We start from the raw sequence: 16255 nt of genomic DNA, 5'->3' as shown, positions 1-16255 counted from the left end.
GTAATCCCGGCCTTGTTGCTTGTATGGCCGAAAACCCAACTGATTCTCTTGTTGAACTCCAGGACCTGTCCTTTGGCTACGGCGAACGCCTGATCCTGGACGGCGTGACGCTGTCCATCCCGCGTGGCAAGGTCACGGCGCTCATGGGCGCCTCGGGAGGTGGCAAGACTACGGTGCTGCGCCTGATCGGCGGCCAGCACCGGGCACAAAAAGGCAAATTGCTTTTGCACGGCGCACAGCAGGGGCAGGACGTGCAAGACATGGGCTTGGCCAACGCGCAACAGCTCTACACAGCCCGGCGCCGCATGGGCATGCTGTTCCAGTTTGGCGCCCTGTTTACCGACCTCAGTGTGTTCGACAATGTGGCCTTTCCGCTGCGCGAGCACACCAACCTGTCCCCCGCGCTGGTGCGCGACATCGTGCTCATGAAACTCAACGCCGTGGGCCTGCGCGGCGCACGCGATCTGATGCCGGCCGAAATTTCCGGTGGCATGGCCCGCCGTGTGGCGCTGGCCCGTGCCATTGCCCTGGACCCCGAACTGGTGATGTACGACGAACCCTTTGCCGGGCTGGACCCGATTTCGCTGGGCACGGCGGCCCGCCTGATCCGCCAGCTTAATGACACCATGGGCCTGACCAGCGTGATCGTCTCGCACGACCTCGAAGAAACCTTCCACATTGCCGACAAAGTCATCATCCTGGCCAACGGCAAGATTGCTGCCCAGGGCACGCCCGACGAGGTGCGCCACAGCACCGATCCGTTGGTGCACCAGTTTGTCAACGCGCTGCCCGAAGGGCCGGTGCGTTTCCATTACCCGGGCTCCAGTGTGGATGCTGATTTTTCTCTAGGGGCTGGACGATGAGCTGGTACCACCCCGCCGATGTGGGCTTGGCCGTTCGCTCCAAGCTGGCGGACCTGGGCTATGGCGCGCGCCTGTTTTGCCGCCTGTTGGCGTCTGTGGGTACCGTGGTGCGGCGCCCGGGCCTGGTACGCGACCAGATCCATTTCATGGGCAATTACTCGCTGGCCATCATTGCGGTGTCTGGCATCTTTGTGGGGTTTGTGCTGGGTTTGCAGGGCTACTACACCCTGCAACGCTATGGCTCGTCTGAGGCCTTGGGCCTGCTGGTGGCGCTAAGCCTGGTGCGCGAACTGGGCCCGGTGATTACGGCCTTGCTGTTCGCAGGCCGGGCAGGTACGTCCCTCACGGCCGAGATTGGCTTGATGAAAGCGGGCGAGCAGCTCAGTGCCATGGAGATGATGGCCGTGGACCCGGTGCAGCGGATTCTGGCGCCACGCTTCTGGGGCGCCGTGATTGCCATGCCGTTGTTGGCGGCTGTGTTCAGCGCGGTGGGCATTATTGGCGGCTGGGTCGTGGGTGTTTTGATGATCGGCATTGACGCTGGTTCGTTTTGGAGCCAAATGCAGGGTGGGGTGGATGTGTGGCTGGATGTGGGCAACGGCGTGCTCAAGAGTGCGGTGTTCGGTTTTGCGGTGAGCTTCATTGCACTGCTGCAGGGCTATGAGGCCCAGCCCACACCCGAGGGCGTGGCCCATGCCACCACGCGCACCGTGGTGGTGGCGTCGTTGACCGTGTTGGGTCTGGACTTTGTCCTGACCGCCATGATGTTCAGTATTTAGGGGATTGCAAATGCAACGTTCTGGCAAAGATGTGTGGGTGGGCCTGTTTGTGCTGCTGGGCGCGGCGGCACTGTTGTTTCTGGCCCTGCAGTCGGCCAATTTGCTGTCGCTGAACTTCGAACGCGGTTACGCGGTCAGCGCCAAGTTCGACAACATTGGTGGCTTGAAGCCCAAGGCTGCGGTCAAAAGCGCCGGCGTCGTCGTGGGGCGCGTGGATTCCATCAGCTTTGACGACAAGAGCTTCCAGGCCAAAGTGGTGTTGTCCATGGACAAGCGCTTTGCCTTTCCCAAAGACAGCTCATTGAAGATTCTGACCAGTGGTTTGCTCGGCGAGCAGTACATCGGCATCGAAGCGGGTGCCGATTCGGCCAACCTGGCTGCGGGCGACAGCATTGGCACCACCCAGTCGGCCGTGGTGCTGGAAAACCTGATCAGCCAGTTCTTGTACAGCAAGGCCGCGGATGGTCCCTCGTCGGAGAAGGCAGCCAAATGACCCTGGGCATCTCCTTGCGCCGTGTCGCGTTGTGGTCCTTGCTGGGCTGTGTTGTGCTGCTGCAAGCCTGCGCCACGGTCAAGAACCCGGACCCACGTGACCCCATTGAGTCGTTCAACCGCAGCATGTTCGGTTTCAACGATGTGGTGGACAAGGCCGTGCTGAAGCCGGTAGCCACAGCCTACCGCGGCGTGGTGCCAGAGCTGGTGCGCAAAGGCGTGGGCAATTTCTTTGGCAACCTGGAAGACTTCTGGTCCGCCATTAACAACGGCTTGCAGCTACGTGGCCGTGACATGGGTGATAACCTGGGCCGGTTCATGGTGAACACTACCATTGGCTTGGGCGGTGTGATTGACGTAGCTAGTGACCTCAATATCGAGCGCCACCCGGGTAATTTTGGTCTTACGCTGGGGCGCTGGGGCGTGCGGCCCGGGCCGTATGTGGTGCTGCCTTTGTTGGGGTCGTACACCTTGCGCGAGGTGGTCGCGATTCCGGTCGACCAGCAGGGCAACCTGGTGTCACAAATTCCAGACGAAGGTACGCGCACCGGGCTGACCGTCCTGAACGCCGTGGATACCCGCGCCAAGTACCTGCGGGCGGGCGATGTGGTGGAAGGTGCGGCGCTGGACCGCTACAGCTTTACACGCGACGCATATTTTCAGCGTCAGCGCAACCAACAATACGACGGTAACCCGCCCGAGGAAGATGGCACCGAGCCTTAAGGGGCTGTTCTGCCATGCCGATACAAAAGGGGCAGTGCGGTACATAATCGTGCGACAGGAGTGAACCCAACCATGTGGAACAAGCGAAGTGTATTGACAGCGATGGCCTGGTCTTTGGTGGCCGGAAGTCTGACGTGGGCGCCTTTGGTGCGCGCCGAGGACGAGGCACCGGATGCCCTGATCAAGCGCCTGTCGGTGGATGTGCTGGACACCATCAAGGGCGATAAAGCCATTCGCGCAGGCGATATGGCCAAGGTGGTGGCGCTGGTGGACAACCGCATCATGCCGAATGTCAACTTTCAGCGCATGACGGCTTCGGCGGTCGGCCCCGGCTGGCGTCAGGCCACCCCTGAGCAGCAAAAACGTCTGCAAGATGAATTCAAGATCCTGCTGGTGCGAACCTACGCAGGCGCCCTGGCCCAGGTCAGCGACCAGACCGTTGCCATGAAGCCTCTGCGCGCTGCGCCCGAGGACAAGGAAGTGATTGTGCGCACCGAGGTCAAAGGGCACGGTGATCCTATCCAGTTGGACTATCGCTTGGAGAAAACGCCCGGCGTGGGTGCTGGTTGGAAAATTTACAACCTGAATGTGCTCGGTGTATGGCTGGTGGAAACCTACCGCAGCCAGTTCGCACAGCAGATCAACACCAAGGGCTTGGACGGCCTGATTGACGCGCTGGCCGAGCAAAACAAGGCCAATGCCGCCAAGAAAGGCTGATGTGCTGAACCTGCCCGCCACCTTGACGCAAGACGTTGCCCAGATTTGTCTGGCCGAATTGCGCTCGGGGCTGGGTCAGGAGCCAGAGCGTATCGTGGTGAACGGTGCGTCCTTGCAGCGTTTTGATTCCTCGGCGCTGGCCGTATTGCTGGAGCTGCGCCGCGAGTGCGCACGCATCGGCAAGCAGTTTGCCGTGCAGGGCCTGCCAGCCCGGTTGCGCGATCTAGCTACTTTGTACGGGATTGACGGCCTGCTGGCCGGTTCCTGAGCCCCTCAGCGTAAAATCGCGGGCTCTCATGCCTGCCATCTCATTCCAATCCGTCTCCAAAGCCTACCCCTCCCCCCGAGGGCCTCAAGGCTCCACCTTCCAAGCACTGGACCACGTCAGCCTCGACATCGAGGAGGGTGAGTTTTTTGGTTTGCTGGGTCCCAATGGGGCGGGCAAAACTACCATGATCAGCATTCTGGCCGGCCTGACCCGCGCCAGCAGCGGCCGCGTCACGGTGCTGGGCAGCGACGTGCAGACCGACTATGCCGATGCGCGCCGCAAGCTGGGCGTGGTGCCGCAGGAACTGGTGTTTGACCCCTTTTTCAATGTGCGCGAAATGCTGCGCATCCAGTCCGGCTACTTTGGCGTCAAGAACAACGACGCCTGGGTGGACGAGCTGCTCGGAGGACTGGGCCTGACCGACAAGGCCAATGCCAATATGCGCCAGCTCTCGGGCGGCATGAAACGCCGTGTGCTGGTGGCACAGGCGCTGGTGCACAAGCCCCCGGTCATTGTGCTGGACGAGCCCACTGCCGGTGTGGACGTGGAGCTGCGCCAGACGCTGTGGCAGTTCGTGGCCAACCTGAACAAGCAGGGCAGCACCGTTTTGCTGACGACCCACTACCTGGAAGAGGCCGAGGCCCTGTGTGGCCGCATTGCCATGCTCAAGACCGGCCGCATCGTGGCGCTGGACAAGACCAGCGATCTGCTCAAGGCTGCCAGCAGCAATGTGCTGCGCTTCAAGACGGGTGATGCGCTGCCTATCGAGTTGGCGGCGCGCGCGCGCATCACGGGCCGTATCGTGCAGCTGCCCGCGCACAACGCGTTGGAGATCGAGCAGTACCTGGCTGCCGTGCGCCAGGCCGGTGTGACGGTGGAGGATGTGGAGATCCGCAAGGCGGACCTGGAGGACGTGTTCCTGGACGTGATGGGCAACACGGAAGAGGTGGGCGCATGAACGGCTGGCAAACCCTGTTGTACAAGGAAACATTGCGTTTCTGGAAGGTGGGCTTTCAGACCGTAGCTGCGCCCGTGCTCACGGCCCTGCTGTACCTGATGATCTTCGGCCATGCGCTGGGCGACCATGTGAAGGTGTACGACACCATCAGTTACACCGCCTTTTTGGTGCCCGGTCTGGTGATGATGAGCGTGCTGCAAAACGCGTTCGCCAACAGCTCGTCCTCGCTGATCCAGAGCAAGATCATGGGCAACCTGGTGTTTTTGCTGTTGACCCCACTGTCGCACTGGAACTGGTTCTTCGCCTATGTGGGCTCCAGTATTGCGCGGGGACTGGTGGTGGGCGCCGGGGTGTTTGTGGTCACCGCATTTTTCACCCCCATTAGTTTTGTGGCGCCCCTGTGGGCCCTGGCGTTTGCAATCTTTGGTGCTGTCCTGCTGGGCACGTTGGGGCTGATTGCCGGTCTGTGGGCCGAGAAGTTTGACCAGCTCGCCGCCTTCCAGAACTTTGTCATCATGCCCATGACGTTTTTGAGCGGCGTGTTCTATTCCATCCACTCGCTGCCCACGTTCTGGCAGGGCGTGAGCCACCTCAACCCCTTCTTCTACATGATCGACGGATTCCGCTACGGCTTTTTCGGTGTGAGCGACGTATCGCCCTGGCTCAGCCTTGGCATCGTCGGCATCGCGCTGGCCGTGACCAGCGCTGTGGCCGTGTACCTGCTGCGCACCGGCTACAAGATCCGCCACTGATTTTTATGACCGCTGACCAACTCCAAGCCCTGATTACCGCGGGCATTGCCTGCGAACACTGCACGCTCGAAGGCGATGGCCGCCATTGGTATGCCACCATCGTGTCCAGCGCGTTTGAGGGCAAGCGCCTGATCCAGCGCCACCAGCAGGTCTATGCCACCCTGGGCAGCCGCATGCATACCGATGAGGTGCATGCCCTGTCGATGAAAACCTATACGCCTGCCGAATGGGCAGCGCAATCCGCTTAAAAGACTTCTTATGGACAAACTCCTGATTCGTGGTGGCCGCCAACTCCAAGGCGAGGTGCTGATCTCCGGCGCCAAAAATGCCGCCTTGCCCGAACTGTGTGCCACGCTGCTCACGGCCGACCCGGTCACGCTGTTGAACGTGCCGCGCCTGCAAGACGTGTCCACCATGCTCAAGCTCATCCGCAACATGGGCGTGCAGATCGAGCGGCGCGACGATGGCTCGGTGCTGGCGAACGCGGGCGGACTGACCAACCCTGAAGCGCCCTACGAACTGGTGAAGACCATGCGTGCCTCGGTGCTGGCATTGGGCCCGCTGCTGGCGCGCTTTGGCGAGGCCACGGTGTCCCTGCCTGGTGGCTGCGCCATTGGCTCGCGCCCCGTGGACCAGCACATCAAGGGCCTGCAGGCCATGGGCGCCGAAATTGTGGTCGAGCACGGCTACATGATCGCCAAGTTGCCCAAAGGCTGGACACGTCTGAAGGGCGCGCGCATTGCCACCGACATGGTGACGGTGACCGGCACCGAAAACTTCCTCATGGCCGCTGCGCTGGCTGAGGGCGAAACCATTCTGGAGAACGCTGCGCAAGAGCCCGAGATTCCTGACCTGGCCGAGATGCTCATCAAGATGGGCGCCAAGATCGAAGGCCATGGCACCAGCCGTATCCGCATCCAGGGTGTGGAAAAACTGCATGGCTGCACCCACCAGGTGGTGGCTGATCGTATTGAGACCGGGACCTTCTTGTGCGCCGTGGCGGCCACCGGTGGTGACGTCGTTTTGAAGCACGGCCGTGCCGACCATTTGGACGCGGTGGTGGACAAGCTGCGCGATGCAGGCGCCACGGTGGAAGCAATCGACGGCGGTATCCGCGTGAAGTCGCAAGGCCGACTGAAGGCACAGAGCTTCCGCACCACCGAGTACCCCGGTTTCCCCACCGACATGCAGGCCCAGTTCATGGCGCTCAATGCCATTTCGCACGGCCCCAGCAAGGTGACGGAGACCATTTTTGAGAACCGCTTCATGCACGTGAACGAACTGGTGCGCCTGGGCGCGCACATCCAGATCGACGGCAAGGTGTCGGTGATCGAGGGCGTGCCCAAACTGTCCGGCGCCACGGTGATGGCGACCGACCTGCGCGCCTCTGCCAGCCTGGTGATTGCCGGTCTGGTGGCCGACGGTGAAACCGTGGTGGACCGCATCTACCACCTGGACCGCGGCTATGACCAGATGGAAGCCAAGCTGCGCGGCATTGGCGCAGATATCGAAAGAATCAAGTAATGGCAGCCGAGATGATCACCCTGGCCCTGTCCAAAGGCCGCATCTTTGAAGAAACCTTGCCGTTGCTCAAAGCCGCCGGCATCGAGGTGCTGGACGACCCCGAGAAATCGCGCAAGCTGATTCTGGCCACCAACCAGCCGCATGTGCGCTTGCTGGTGGTGCGCGCCACCGACGTGCCTACCTATGTGCAGTACGGCGGGGCCGACCTCGGTATCACCGGCAAGGACACGCTGCTGGAGCACGGCAGCCAGGGCCTGTACCAGCCGCTGGATTTGCAGATTGCCAAGTGCCGCATTAGCGTGGCGGTGCGCGCCGACTTTGACTATGCGTCCGCCGTCAAGCAGGGCTCGCGCCTCAAGGTGGCCACCAAATACGTGGCCATTGCACGCGATTTTTTCGCCAGCAAGGGCGTGCACGTGGACCTGATCAAGCTCTACGGCAGCATGGAGCTGGCGCCCCTGGTGGGCTTGGCCGATGCAATCGTGGACTTGGTGTCCACCGGCAATACGCTCAAGGCCAACCACCTGGTGGAGGTGGAGCGCATCATGGACATCAGCTCCCGCCTGGTGGTGAACCAGGCCGCGCTCAAGCTTAAGCAAGAGCCCATCCGCAAGATCATCGACGCCTTTGCTGGCGCGGTGGGCAAGTAACCCCCTCATTCAATTTGCTATGACTTTTGTAGCTGCTCCCGCACTGTTGACGACGGCTGACGCCCAGTTTGATGCCCAATTCAAGGCGCGCCTGCACTGGTCAGCCGACACCGATGCGGCCATCGAGCAGCGCGTGGCCGACATCCTGGCGGACGTGCAACAGCGCGGCGACGCCGCTGTGCTGGAGTACACCGCCCGCTTTGATGGGCTGACCGTGCCGAACATGCAGGCGCTGGAGCTGACGCAGGCCGAACTCATGGCAGCGTTTGACAGCATTCCCGCTGCGCAACGCACGGCATTGGAATCCGCCGCCAAACGCGTGCGCAGTTACCACGAGGCGCAGAAGAAGGCCTGTGGCGAGAGCTGGAGCTACCGCGACGAAGACGGCACGCTGCTGGGCCAAAAGGTCACTCCGCTGGACCGCGTGGGCATTTATGTGCCCGGCGGCAAGGCCGCGTATCCCTCGTCCGTATTGATGAACGCGATCCCCGCTCACGTGGCCGGTGTGGGCGAAATCATCATGGTGGTGCCTACCCCCAAGGGTGAGAAGAACGCGCTGGTGCTGGCCGCCGCCTACGTGGCCGGAGTCACACGTGCCTTCACCATCGGCGGTGCGCAGGCCGTGGCCGCGCTGGCCTATGGCACGCAGAGCATTCCCGCCGTGCACAAGATCACCGGCCCCGGCAACGCCTATGTGGCGGCCGCCAAGCGCCGCGTGTTTGGCACCGTGGGCATCGACATGATTGCCGGTCCCAGCGAGATTCTGGTACTGGCCGACGGCAGCACGCCCGCTGATTGGGTGGCGATGGACCTGTTCAGCCAGGCCGAGCACGACGAACTAGCGCAGAGCATTTTGCTGTGCCCTGATGCGGCTTACATCGCCCAAGTGCAAGATAGCATCAACCGCCTGCTGAACGAAATGCCACGCGCCGAAATCATTGCCAAGAGCCTCACCGGCCGCGGCGCTCTGATCCACACGCGCAGCATGGAAGAGGCTTGCGAGATCAGCAACCGGATTGCGCCCGAGCACTTGGAAGTGTCCAGCAACGCTCCGCACAAGTGGGAGCCATTGCTCAAGCACGCCGGCGCCATTTTCCTAGGTGCCTATACGTCCGAGAGTCTGGGCGACTACTGTGCCGGCCCCAACCACGTGCTGCCCACCAGCGGTACGGCGCGTTTCAGCAGCCCCCTGGGTGTGTATGACTTCCAGAAGCGCAGCAGCCTGATTGAGGTGAGCGAGCAGGGCGCACAGACATTGGGGCAGATTGCCTCGGTGCTGGCGCATGGTGAAGGCTTGCAAGCCCACGCGCGTGCGGCGGAAATGCGATTGAAGTAAGAATGCGTGCAGACGGACGACTAAATCCCATGCACATCCATTCACCCCGCACCTCTCTCCAACGGGCCGCCACGGTCCTGGCCCTCCTTGCCGCTGGCATGGTCACCGCCAACGCCATGACCATCCGCGAGATGCGCGCCCTGGAGAAGACTGAGAAACAAGGCGCTACCTACACCGACTACTACCTGGTCGGTGTCATGGAGGGCGCCATCGAGGCCCACACCCAAGACGTGCGCAACGGCGCCAAACCCAGCATCTGCCTGAACGGCCGCCGCCTGGAACCCAGCATGGCCAAGAACCTGTACACCACCGAGCTCAAGCGCAACGCCGACCTCTATGAAGCCGACATGCCGGTGCAGCTGGTGCTGACCAATGCGCTGACCACCGTCTACCCCTGCTAGCGCATAGGGGTAAGGCGGGGCTTAGTAGTTGTAGCGCACGCCCAGCGTGGTGTCGCTCACACGCTCGGTCTTGCCGGGGTACTTCACATAGTGTTCGTCGTATTGCAGCAGGCCAGACCAATTGCTGGTGAATTTGTATTCAGCGCCCACGCCGTACGACCAGTCAAAACCACGTTCTGTGCCAGTCTGCACACCGGAGGCCGCACTGGCGGATACGTCGGTGCGGCTGTAAGTGGTCCCTAACTTCCCGAGCAGGTTGAAGTTCGGACTAATGGGCGCACGGCCAATCAGGCTCAGGTTGATGCCATCCACCTTGGTGGTGCCGCCGGAACGGTTGACCGAACCAAAGTCGGTGTAGCCGATTTCGACGCCGAAATTCCGGTTGTTGAAGTAATTGCCCAGATACAGGCCGTAGGCGTTGGACTGGTTGCTGCCCCCCCAGGTGCCAAAGCCGGTGATCGGACGTGACAGGTCAGCCGTACCGGCATTGAGGCCGAAATAACTGGAGCCCGGCGCACGCATGTTGTTCCACCCCAGGCCGGAGCCTGAACTTGAATTGGCGCTAGTGCCATCCGTGGATGTCGTGGTGTTCTGTGCCAGGGCCAGGCCGCTGGATACCAGGGCGGCGGCGGCCAGCAACAGGCCCGCTGTGCGCCGCAAGGGCGAGGAAGATTGGAAAGGTTGCATGGCAGAGGCTTCCTTGTAGAGAGAGTGAAACACCCGCCTACTGTGAGTTTTTCTGCCTTTGCGTTCTGTGCGATGGCGTCCATAACCGGCCGCGGAGAGTAAGAAATTGCAACACTCAGGCGGTTGAAACTTCCTGGTCCCAGGGCGGCGTTTGCGCCAATGCGCGCGTGCTCGCCTACCAGCGCGTCAAACTTCTGGGCACCTGTGCGGTGCGGGTCAAGACGGAGTAGTGCCGGATCGTGCACGGCTGGGTATCACCGTCACGCTTGCAAAACCCCGTCAACTGACGGTATCGCAGTGCTGTAATCGTCCCCACCTTGGGCCAGCGCTTTCTCGGCAGCACGCTTTGGTAGTCCTCAGACTCGGGCGAGAAGCTCAGGCTAGTGCCGATTTTTTCGCACAACTCCGGATTTTTGAGGGTGGCTTCTTTCACTGTGGCGCGCACGCCCGATAGCGCAGAGCTTTCTATTTGGACGGTGTAGTCGCAAATTTCCCATTGGCCTGCAAGCGCAAGAAGTGGGGATGTGAAGATGACTAGCGTGGCGAGTTTTGACCGCATGGGTGTTTTACGTTTGAGTTAGGGCGCTGGCGGCTCAGTACCAATGCTGCTCTTTAGTAGGGCTGACCAGCTTCCGAGTACGCGATTCTCTTGCTCAGCGTAGAAGGCTCGGTTCAGACCGACGAAATCTGGTTCTACGAATGCCCGTTGAAACTCTTCCGGATTCAATGATTCGACGTGCTTGGTAGCCCCGATCGGGAGTTGGTACAGCACGTTCTGAACCTGTGCATTTGGTAGAAGGCGGACGACACCTATGCCGTTTGCACGAGCGAACTTGAGCGCGCTTGCTTGTAGAGCTCCGGATACCGCCACAACGCCTTTCTTGTTTGCGCCAGCAATTTGATCAAGCTTCGCCTTGAACTCCTCTATGTCATCTACTGGGACAGAGCTTGCGTAGTCCTTGCATTCGCATACCCACAATATTGACCATCGATCGGCATCTGGTAGCCAGACTTCAACGGAGACATCCACAATGATCTCTGCGTCTCGATCGCGTGAGTAGTAGCCCTTCTTCTTGAACGGCCTCGAAAGGGCAGGGGAGATACCCAGGCGATCGCTTTGTAGCTCTCGTTGAACTGCTGCAAAGACTTTGTCTTCGAAGGCCGTTCCTCTGGCGACGGATGTCATTGAGGCTCCCTAATGAGGCTGTAAACAAACCATCGCGGGCGTAGCGACATCCCGATTACGGGGGTACTCGAACCCTTCCCTTACTTGATATCGTGGCGTATACGTCGTTCTGATGCGTCGACTTTTGGTGCGATCCATAGGGAATTTCTCTGAAAAGGTTTTTTTACAACCTCAACGTTGGAGGCCACTGGCACGCAGCAACCGCCGCGTAGCGGCAACCTGCTGCTGTGTGTCCGCGTGGGCCGACCAGTTATACAGATGGGGCATGAAGTAGTCCTTGGTAAACAGCAAGATCACTGTCGGAAAAGCAGCAGAACACAACCTCTTGAATATTGGCGAATTTTTGGGTCGCTGATCTCACTGTGGCGATTGCAACTTCAGCTGCCAGCTCAATCGGATATCCATAAATCCCTGTGCTAATGCTTGGGAAAGCAACACTGGGAATACCCTTCTTGGACGCGATCTCCATCGAGCGGCTGTAACACGAAGCCAAGAGCTCAGGTTCACCATTTGTGCCACCACGCCATACAGGTCCGACCGTGTGAATGATGTACTTGGCGCTCAAGCGATACCCTTTCGTGAGCTTTGCATCACCGGTTTTGCAACCACCCAACAGGCGGCACTCGTGCACCAAATCCGGACCGGCCGCGCGATGAATCGCACCATCAACACCACCACCGCCAAGCAGTGATGAATTGGCGGCGTTCACAATTGCCTCAACCCCTATCTTCGTGATGTCGCCACGAGTGGCGTGAATTTCTGCAGTCATTGGGAATCGGTATAACTTAATGTTTGCCGCAAAAACTGCGGGATATTCTGGCAAGGTTGCCCACCAAATTGGCTTCCAGCTCTCGTGGAATATGCGCAAGCTGCTCATATAAAGATAGCGGTAAATCCGGCAGTGTCCGGGCGCGCTTTGACGCTTTGATGGCCATCATTTTCTACCCTCCCGTTCTTTGCTTTCGCCGCACTATAGCGCGGGGTATTGGTTCCTGTGCGTGACCAAGGTGTACGCGGTTGGAGCGTCGGATCAATTTATTCCGGCCTGCCAAAGTAGGACTGCCAATGCGTCAGCCAAAACCAGTGCCCATCCTATCGAAACCAGTTTTCGGGGGTATGCCGCTATCTCTCTCTGGACCCAGCAGTAGACAATGGATGACGGCAAAAAACAGAGCATTCCGATACCCCAAAACCATTGCTTATTCCCCAGAGCGGTCAACACTGCCACCAGTGATCCGACAAACCACAGTGTTAGTCCGACCGAAAGAACCAGAACAGCAACGATCAAATACAGCATGCCCAAATTTCAGGTGTTAATGTTTTAACTTGTCGGTCTGGCGCGATTTTCTAGGCGAGGTCGACGTGGGGTGATGGGGTGAGGCGTTGTCAATGAAAAACGATAGCTCCGTCATTGGCGCACTTGGAAAACGCTTTCATCCAGTCTTGGTAGGAAGCCCGGAAATACTCGTCAGGGTGCTTTGAGGCAGCGTCTTGGTACTGAACGAAGTCTTTGTGAACCCGTTTGCACGCGATGGGGCCGATCACGCCTTCGGAGTCAGAGAAGTCGATCAGCTCCCAGAATGGCCCTTTTTTGTTTTTCCAAACGGTAGCGTCGTACCGAAGTTCAGTTTTTCCATCGAATGTTTTGTATAGCGTCTGCGCATTGCCAGCGAGCTTTGCCAACTCATTTCTCCAGTAGTTGTACCAAGAGTAGGGGCCGCCTCGAAATCCGAAGGCCGATTCGTAGCGGTATACCTTGCTTGCCGTCAGGCCTGCAAAGCGCTCAGGAAACGGGCCCGGCGCCAAATGGACCTGGTTTTCGCCTTCTAGTTCGCCATCGCTATCGAATTGCAGCGATGGGACGATGCTCAGTCTTTCGTAGGCTGTGACGTCCAAGCCCGCCAGCGCTGGAAGGGGCCATAGGCACGCGACGACCAGCAGCTTGCCAAGCACGATTCCTCCACGGGGCCAACGTCGACTTTCGCGGGTGTGTTCAGGTGTCAAACTGAAATGACCTGTCAACGCTGAGTAATAGGCAAGCGCACTTTTCATTTTTTGGGCATAGACTTTTCGAAGATGCCTGTCAGCACCTCCATCAACACTGTTTTTAACAGTGGCTCGGCGCTGACCTTCATGGTCGCTCCGGCCTGACCTTGTAAAGACATAAATTTGGGCGCAAAAGGCGACTTCTGTTTTTCTGAAACCACTGAATCGAACTCTTCGGCTGTCATCAGCGGTGCCCATGCCTGAGCGAGAGTGTGATTCCACTCATCCTGGTGCTTCGGCACAGCCACTGCGATTTCCGCCCGAAGTAGTTCATCTGCTTTCTGTGGCCCAAGTGTTTTTTCCACAATTTTGTAGGTCGTCGTATTTTTTGCAAACTGGTAAGTCATGTCAGACAGGTTGTCGCCGAGCCGCAGTACTTGCACCATCTTCAGAGCCCGCTCTTCGGTTTGAGCCAAAGCGACGATCGGGATCAGCATGAGTAGTGAGGCGATTACGACTCGAATGGCGGAGGCAATATGGGTGGAGTTTTTCATGGCTTGTGTGTTGAAATTCGGTAGCCGGCGTAGACGGTCCGCTGGTATGTCCAGTCGGGCGAGGTGCAGTGATCGCACTTCAACGCCAGCGCTTGCGGCGATTCAAATGGACTAGCCATGCGAACCTGTCTCGCGCGGGGCCAATGTTTTTGCAACGGCGTCCCAGAAATTCGCATCATCTGACTCTTGTTTGTGGCGAGCCTCTTCAGCCAATCTTGCCGCGTACAGATGCGCGCGAGCTCTGTGATCAATGCTCAGCTGATGGGCGGCCCGGCTGACCTCAATCCAATCAACCACACCAGATCTCCAGCGAATCGTCTGACGTCCAATGTCGGCGTTGTCCGGCGTGCAGCACACACCACGCAGCGGTCTTTTGCTGCTGCACGTCCGCACCAAACCTGTTAAGTTGCATTTTTCCGCCCTAATCGTGCCGCCCGAAATACAACCACGGTGATCCAGGTAATGAACGATGCGAGGGCGCTGTGACAAATCACGGACGCCCAATACGCAATAGGATTGCCAGTCCTAGTCACATGGAGCTTGCTGTATTTTTGAAGCTCCTTGATTTCTCCATTCCAAAGGCCAAGGATCACGACAACAACCATTCCAATTGCCAAGACAACAATTGGAAGGAGTGCCACGCGGGCAAGCCAGTGCCCGTATCGATTGGACCAAGCGTAATGCTTGGCGAGCACATCCGCATTTTTATCGAGAGTCTCCCTTGCCTCGGCGAAACTCCGGTTCAACTCTTGACCCATTGCCTCAAGTTTGCGTCTCGCGGCTTCATCATGCGATTGCGCTCGCGAAAAGTTCGCGAGATTCTGCTTCTGTTGCGGCGATATTTGAGGTCGTGGACGAGACATCTTTGCAACTCAACGTTGGCCGGGAGTGGGCAACAACAGCGCACTTAACATTGAAGAATGGCGACCACGCTTGCCGCCGTTGTTGGACCATTCGAAGAACCTGGCGGGCTGCGTCGCACTCATCACCGCTCCCATGACGGTAGTTCGTCGCCTTCGGCCAGTTCGCAGCCGTAGAAGGTTGCGCCTTTGACCTTAATTCCATCTCGTATGGCACCTGTTGCCTTGATCGACTCGATTGCGGCGAGTTCGAAGATGGCGCCCGTAAGGTCAGCGTTTGAAAAGTTGGCGCATTTAACGTTGCATTCCCGAAAACTGGTGCCCCGCAAGCTGGCGCCCGAGAAATTCGTATCAGCGAACCACGAGTGCTTTTCAAAGTCTGCGCCATCTAGCGCCACGCCGGACAGATCGGCGTCACTCAGCTCAGTATTCGGAAAGCGGCGCTCCCCCAAGACATAGCGCTTCTCAAGCTCGGCGCGGCTCTTGGGTGGGCGGTAGTGTTCGAAATGGTCACGCACAAGAAGTCATCCTTACTGCCTACGCAATGCAGACCGCAAAGCCTTGCCGGATATTCTGGCAAGGTTACCCGCCAAATTGGCTTCCAGCCCCCGTGGAATATGCGCAAGCTGCTCATATAAAGATAGCGGTAAACCCGGCAGAGTCCGGGCGCGCTTTGGCGCTTGGATCGCCATCATTTTTCTACCCTCCCGTTCTTTACTTTCGCCGCACTATAGCGCGGGTCGTTTGGGCGTTGCCGGTTTGTGCAGCTAACTTTAATTCACACGAATTCAGTGCAACACGAAATTCGTGTAAACTGGCCTCAACATGAAAAACGTCACCATCACCGTCGAAGACGCCACGCTGGAGTGGGTGCGGATCGAAGCGGCCCGGCGCAATACCAGCGTGTCGCGGCTGGTCGGGGAGATGCTGACCGACAAGATGCAGCACGACGACGCCTACGCCCGCGCGCAGCGCGACTGGGTGGCGGACACTTCGTCGTTCAGCTCGGGCGGCAAGCCTTACCCGCAGCGGGAGGCTCTAAATGGCTAGCCCGCTAGACACCTCCGGCGCCATTGTTTTCGTCGATACGAATGTGTTGCTGGCGGCCGACGATGCCTTTGACGCCACCCGCCAGGCCCGCGTGCGCGACTGGTTGCAGGCGCTGTGGCAGCGCCGTGCCGGGCGGGTCAGCACCCAGGTGCTGAACGCCTACTACGTGGGCGCCACCCAGCACTTCGCCATGCCCCAGGGCGATGCGCGCGCCAAGCTGCGCCGCTATCAGCTCTGGCAGCCTTGGCAGATCGACCACCAGACCGTGGAAACCGCCTGGGGCGTGGAGGCCCGCTTTGGCCTGCCGTATTGGGACGCCCTTATCGTGGCCGCCGCTGCGCAAAGCGGCGCCACCCATGTGCTGTCGCTGGACCTGCAGCACGGCCAGCAGATCGATGGCGTCACCATCCTCAGCCCCTTGCACGCCACGCCCACCGATGTGGCGCTGGCCGACTAGTTTTTAGCTTTG

23 protein-coding genes are annotated in these 16255 nt (G+C 59.4%); 15 read left to right on the top strand and 8 right to left on the bottom strand.

Annotated features, from left to right (window positions below; all coding sequences use genetic code 11):
* Window positions 1-23: 23 nt before the first annotated feature.
* The 13 genes from J2X15_RS04885 (at window position 24) to J2X15_RS04825 (ending at window position 9463) form a co-directional block, all read left to right on the top strand.
* A complete protein-coding gene (locus J2X15_RS04885) occupies window positions 24-863 on the top strand; it encodes an ABC transporter ATP-binding protein (protein ID WP_310339945.1) in 840 nt (279 codons plus the stop codon).
* Complete coding sequence (gene mlaE, locus J2X15_RS04880) at window positions 860-1642, top strand: lipid asymmetry maintenance ABC transporter permease subunit MlaE (protein WP_310339944.1); 783 nt, start codon at window positions 860-862, stop codon at window positions 1640-1642. Before J2X15_RS04885 ends, mlaE begins: the two co-directional genes overlap by 4 nt.
* A 10-nt stretch (window positions 1643-1652) precedes the next feature.
* Entirely contained in the window at window positions 1653-2135 is a 483-nt protein-coding gene (mlaD, locus tag J2X15_RS04875; RefSeq protein WP_310339943.1) for an outer membrane lipid asymmetry maintenance protein MlaD, read from the top strand.
* Complete coding sequence (locus J2X15_RS04870) at window positions 2132-2857, top strand: MlaA family lipoprotein (protein ID WP_310339942.1); 726 nt, start codon at window positions 2132-2134, stop codon at window positions 2855-2857. Before mlaD ends, J2X15_RS04870 begins: the two co-directional genes overlap by 4 nt.
* Before the next feature lie 102 nt (window positions 2858-2959).
* On the top strand, window positions 2960-3574 hold the full coding sequence (locus tag J2X15_RS04865; RefSeq protein WP_310339940.1) for an MlaC/ttg2D family ABC transporter substrate-binding protein: 615 nt from the start codon (window positions 2960-2962) through the stop codon (window positions 3572-3574).
* A gap of 1 nt (window position 3575) precedes the next feature.
* Window positions 3576-3842: an STAS domain-containing protein gene (locus tag J2X15_RS04860; RefSeq protein WP_310339938.1), complete on the top strand. Its 267-nt coding sequence runs from the start codon at window positions 3576-3578 to the stop codon at window positions 3840-3842.
* Between the two features lie 28 nt (window positions 3843-3870).
* A complete protein-coding gene (locus tag J2X15_RS04855) occupies window positions 3871-4800 on the top strand; it encodes an ABC transporter ATP-binding protein (RefSeq protein WP_310339936.1) in 930 nt (309 codons plus the stop codon).
* Window positions 4797-5552 (top strand): ABC transporter permease, encoded by a 756-nt coding sequence (locus J2X15_RS04850; RefSeq protein WP_310339935.1) that lies wholly within the window; start codon window positions 4797-4799, stop codon window positions 5550-5552. The genes J2X15_RS04855 and J2X15_RS04850 overlap by 4 nt, the downstream gene beginning before the upstream one ends.
* A 5-nt stretch (window positions 5553-5557) precedes the next feature.
* Entirely contained in the window at window positions 5558-5800 is a 243-nt protein-coding gene (locus J2X15_RS04845) for a BolA family protein (RefSeq protein ID WP_310339934.1), read from the top strand.
* Between the two features lie 10 nt (window positions 5801-5810).
* Window positions 5811-7076: a UDP-N-acetylglucosamine 1-carboxyvinyltransferase gene (murA, locus tag J2X15_RS04840; protein ID WP_310339933.1), complete on the top strand. Its 1266-nt coding sequence runs from the start codon at window positions 5811-5813 to the stop codon at window positions 7074-7076.
* An 11-nt stretch (window positions 7077-7087) separates the two neighbouring features.
* Window positions 7088-7726 (top strand): ATP phosphoribosyltransferase, encoded by a 639-nt coding sequence (hisG, locus tag J2X15_RS04835; protein ID WP_310341208.1) that lies wholly within the window; start codon window positions 7088-7090, stop codon window positions 7724-7726.
* A gap of 19 nt (window positions 7727-7745) precedes the next feature.
* The gene (gene hisD / locus J2X15_RS04830) at window positions 7746-9062 is read left to right on the top strand and encodes a histidinol dehydrogenase (protein ID WP_310339931.1); all 1317 of its coding nucleotides are present in this window, start codon (window positions 7746-7748) and stop codon (window positions 9060-9062) included.
* Window positions 9063-9091: 29 nt separating this feature from the next.
* On the top strand, window positions 9092-9463 hold the full coding sequence (locus J2X15_RS04825) for a hypothetical protein (protein WP_310339930.1): 372 nt from the start codon (window positions 9092-9094) through the stop codon (window positions 9461-9463).
* Window positions 9464-9484: 21 nt separating this feature from the next.
* On the opposite strand, the gene J2X15_RS04820 is transcribed toward J2X15_RS04825, so the two are convergent.
* The 8 genes from J2X15_RS04820 to J2X15_RS04785 all read right to left on the bottom strand — a co-directional run bounded on the left by J2X15_RS04820 (window position 9485) and on the right by J2X15_RS04785 (window position 15254).
* The gene (locus J2X15_RS04820) at window positions 9485-10150 is read right to left on the bottom strand and encodes an outer membrane beta-barrel protein (RefSeq protein WP_310339929.1); all 666 of its coding nucleotides are present in this window, start codon (window positions 10148-10150) and stop codon (window positions 9485-9487) included.
* 577 nt (window positions 10151-10727) lie between these two features.
* Window positions 10728-11336: a restriction endonuclease gene (locus J2X15_RS04815; RefSeq protein WP_310339928.1), complete on the bottom strand. Its 609-nt coding sequence runs from the start codon at window positions 11334-11336 to the stop codon at window positions 10728-10730.
* 250 nt (window positions 11337-11586) lie between these two features.
* Window positions 11587-12105, bottom strand: a complete 519-nt coding sequence (locus J2X15_RS04810; RefSeq protein ID WP_310339926.1) for an O-acetyl-ADP-ribose deacetylase — start codon at window positions 12103-12105, stop codon at window positions 11587-11589.
* Between the two features lie 16 nt (window positions 12106-12121).
* Window positions 12122-12274, bottom strand: a complete 153-nt coding sequence (locus tag J2X15_RS04805; RefSeq protein ID WP_310339924.1) for a hypothetical protein — start codon at window positions 12272-12274, stop codon at window positions 12122-12124.
* Between the two features lie 448 nt (window positions 12275-12722).
* A complete protein-coding gene (locus J2X15_RS04800; protein ID WP_310339922.1) occupies window positions 12723-13388 on the bottom strand; it encodes a hypothetical protein in 666 nt (221 codons plus the stop codon).
* Window positions 13385-13876, bottom strand: a complete 492-nt coding sequence (locus J2X15_RS04795; protein ID WP_310339921.1) for a hypothetical protein — start codon at window positions 13874-13876, stop codon at window positions 13385-13387. The genes J2X15_RS04800 and J2X15_RS04795 overlap by 4 nt, the downstream gene beginning before the upstream one ends.
* 401 nt (window positions 13877-14277) lie before the next feature.
* On the bottom strand, window positions 14278-14739 hold the full coding sequence (locus J2X15_RS04790; RefSeq protein WP_310339920.1) for a hypothetical protein: 462 nt from the start codon (window positions 14737-14739) through the stop codon (window positions 14278-14280).
* Between the two features lie 122 nt (window positions 14740-14861).
* Window positions 14862-15254 (bottom strand): pentapeptide repeat-containing protein, encoded by a 393-nt coding sequence (locus J2X15_RS04785; RefSeq protein ID WP_310339918.1) that lies wholly within the window; start codon window positions 15252-15254, stop codon window positions 14862-14864.
* A 307-nt stretch (window positions 15255-15561) separates the two neighbouring features.
* Here J2X15_RS04785 and J2X15_RS04780 point away from each other — a divergent pair, with 307 nt between their 5' ends.
* A complete protein-coding gene (locus J2X15_RS04780) occupies window positions 15562-15786 on the top strand; it encodes a CopG family transcriptional regulator (RefSeq protein WP_310339916.1) in 225 nt (74 codons plus the stop codon).
* Window positions 15779-16243, top strand: coding sequence for a PIN domain-containing protein (locus J2X15_RS04775; RefSeq protein ID WP_310339914.1), 465 nt, complete (start codon window positions 15779-15781; stop codon window positions 16241-16243). The genes J2X15_RS04780 and J2X15_RS04775 overlap by 8 nt, the downstream gene beginning before the upstream one ends.
* Window positions 16244-16255 lie beyond the last annotated feature (12 nt).

It is taken from the genome of Rhodoferax saidenbachensis, from assembly GCF_031457975.1.
In the GTDB taxonomy this organism is placed as follows: Bacteria; Pseudomonadota; Gammaproteobacteria; order Burkholderiales; family Burkholderiaceae_C; genus Allorhodoferax; species Allorhodoferax saidenbachensis_A.
Note: the sequence above shows the minus strand (reverse complement) of the source record. Positions and strands in the feature narration are given on the sequence as shown.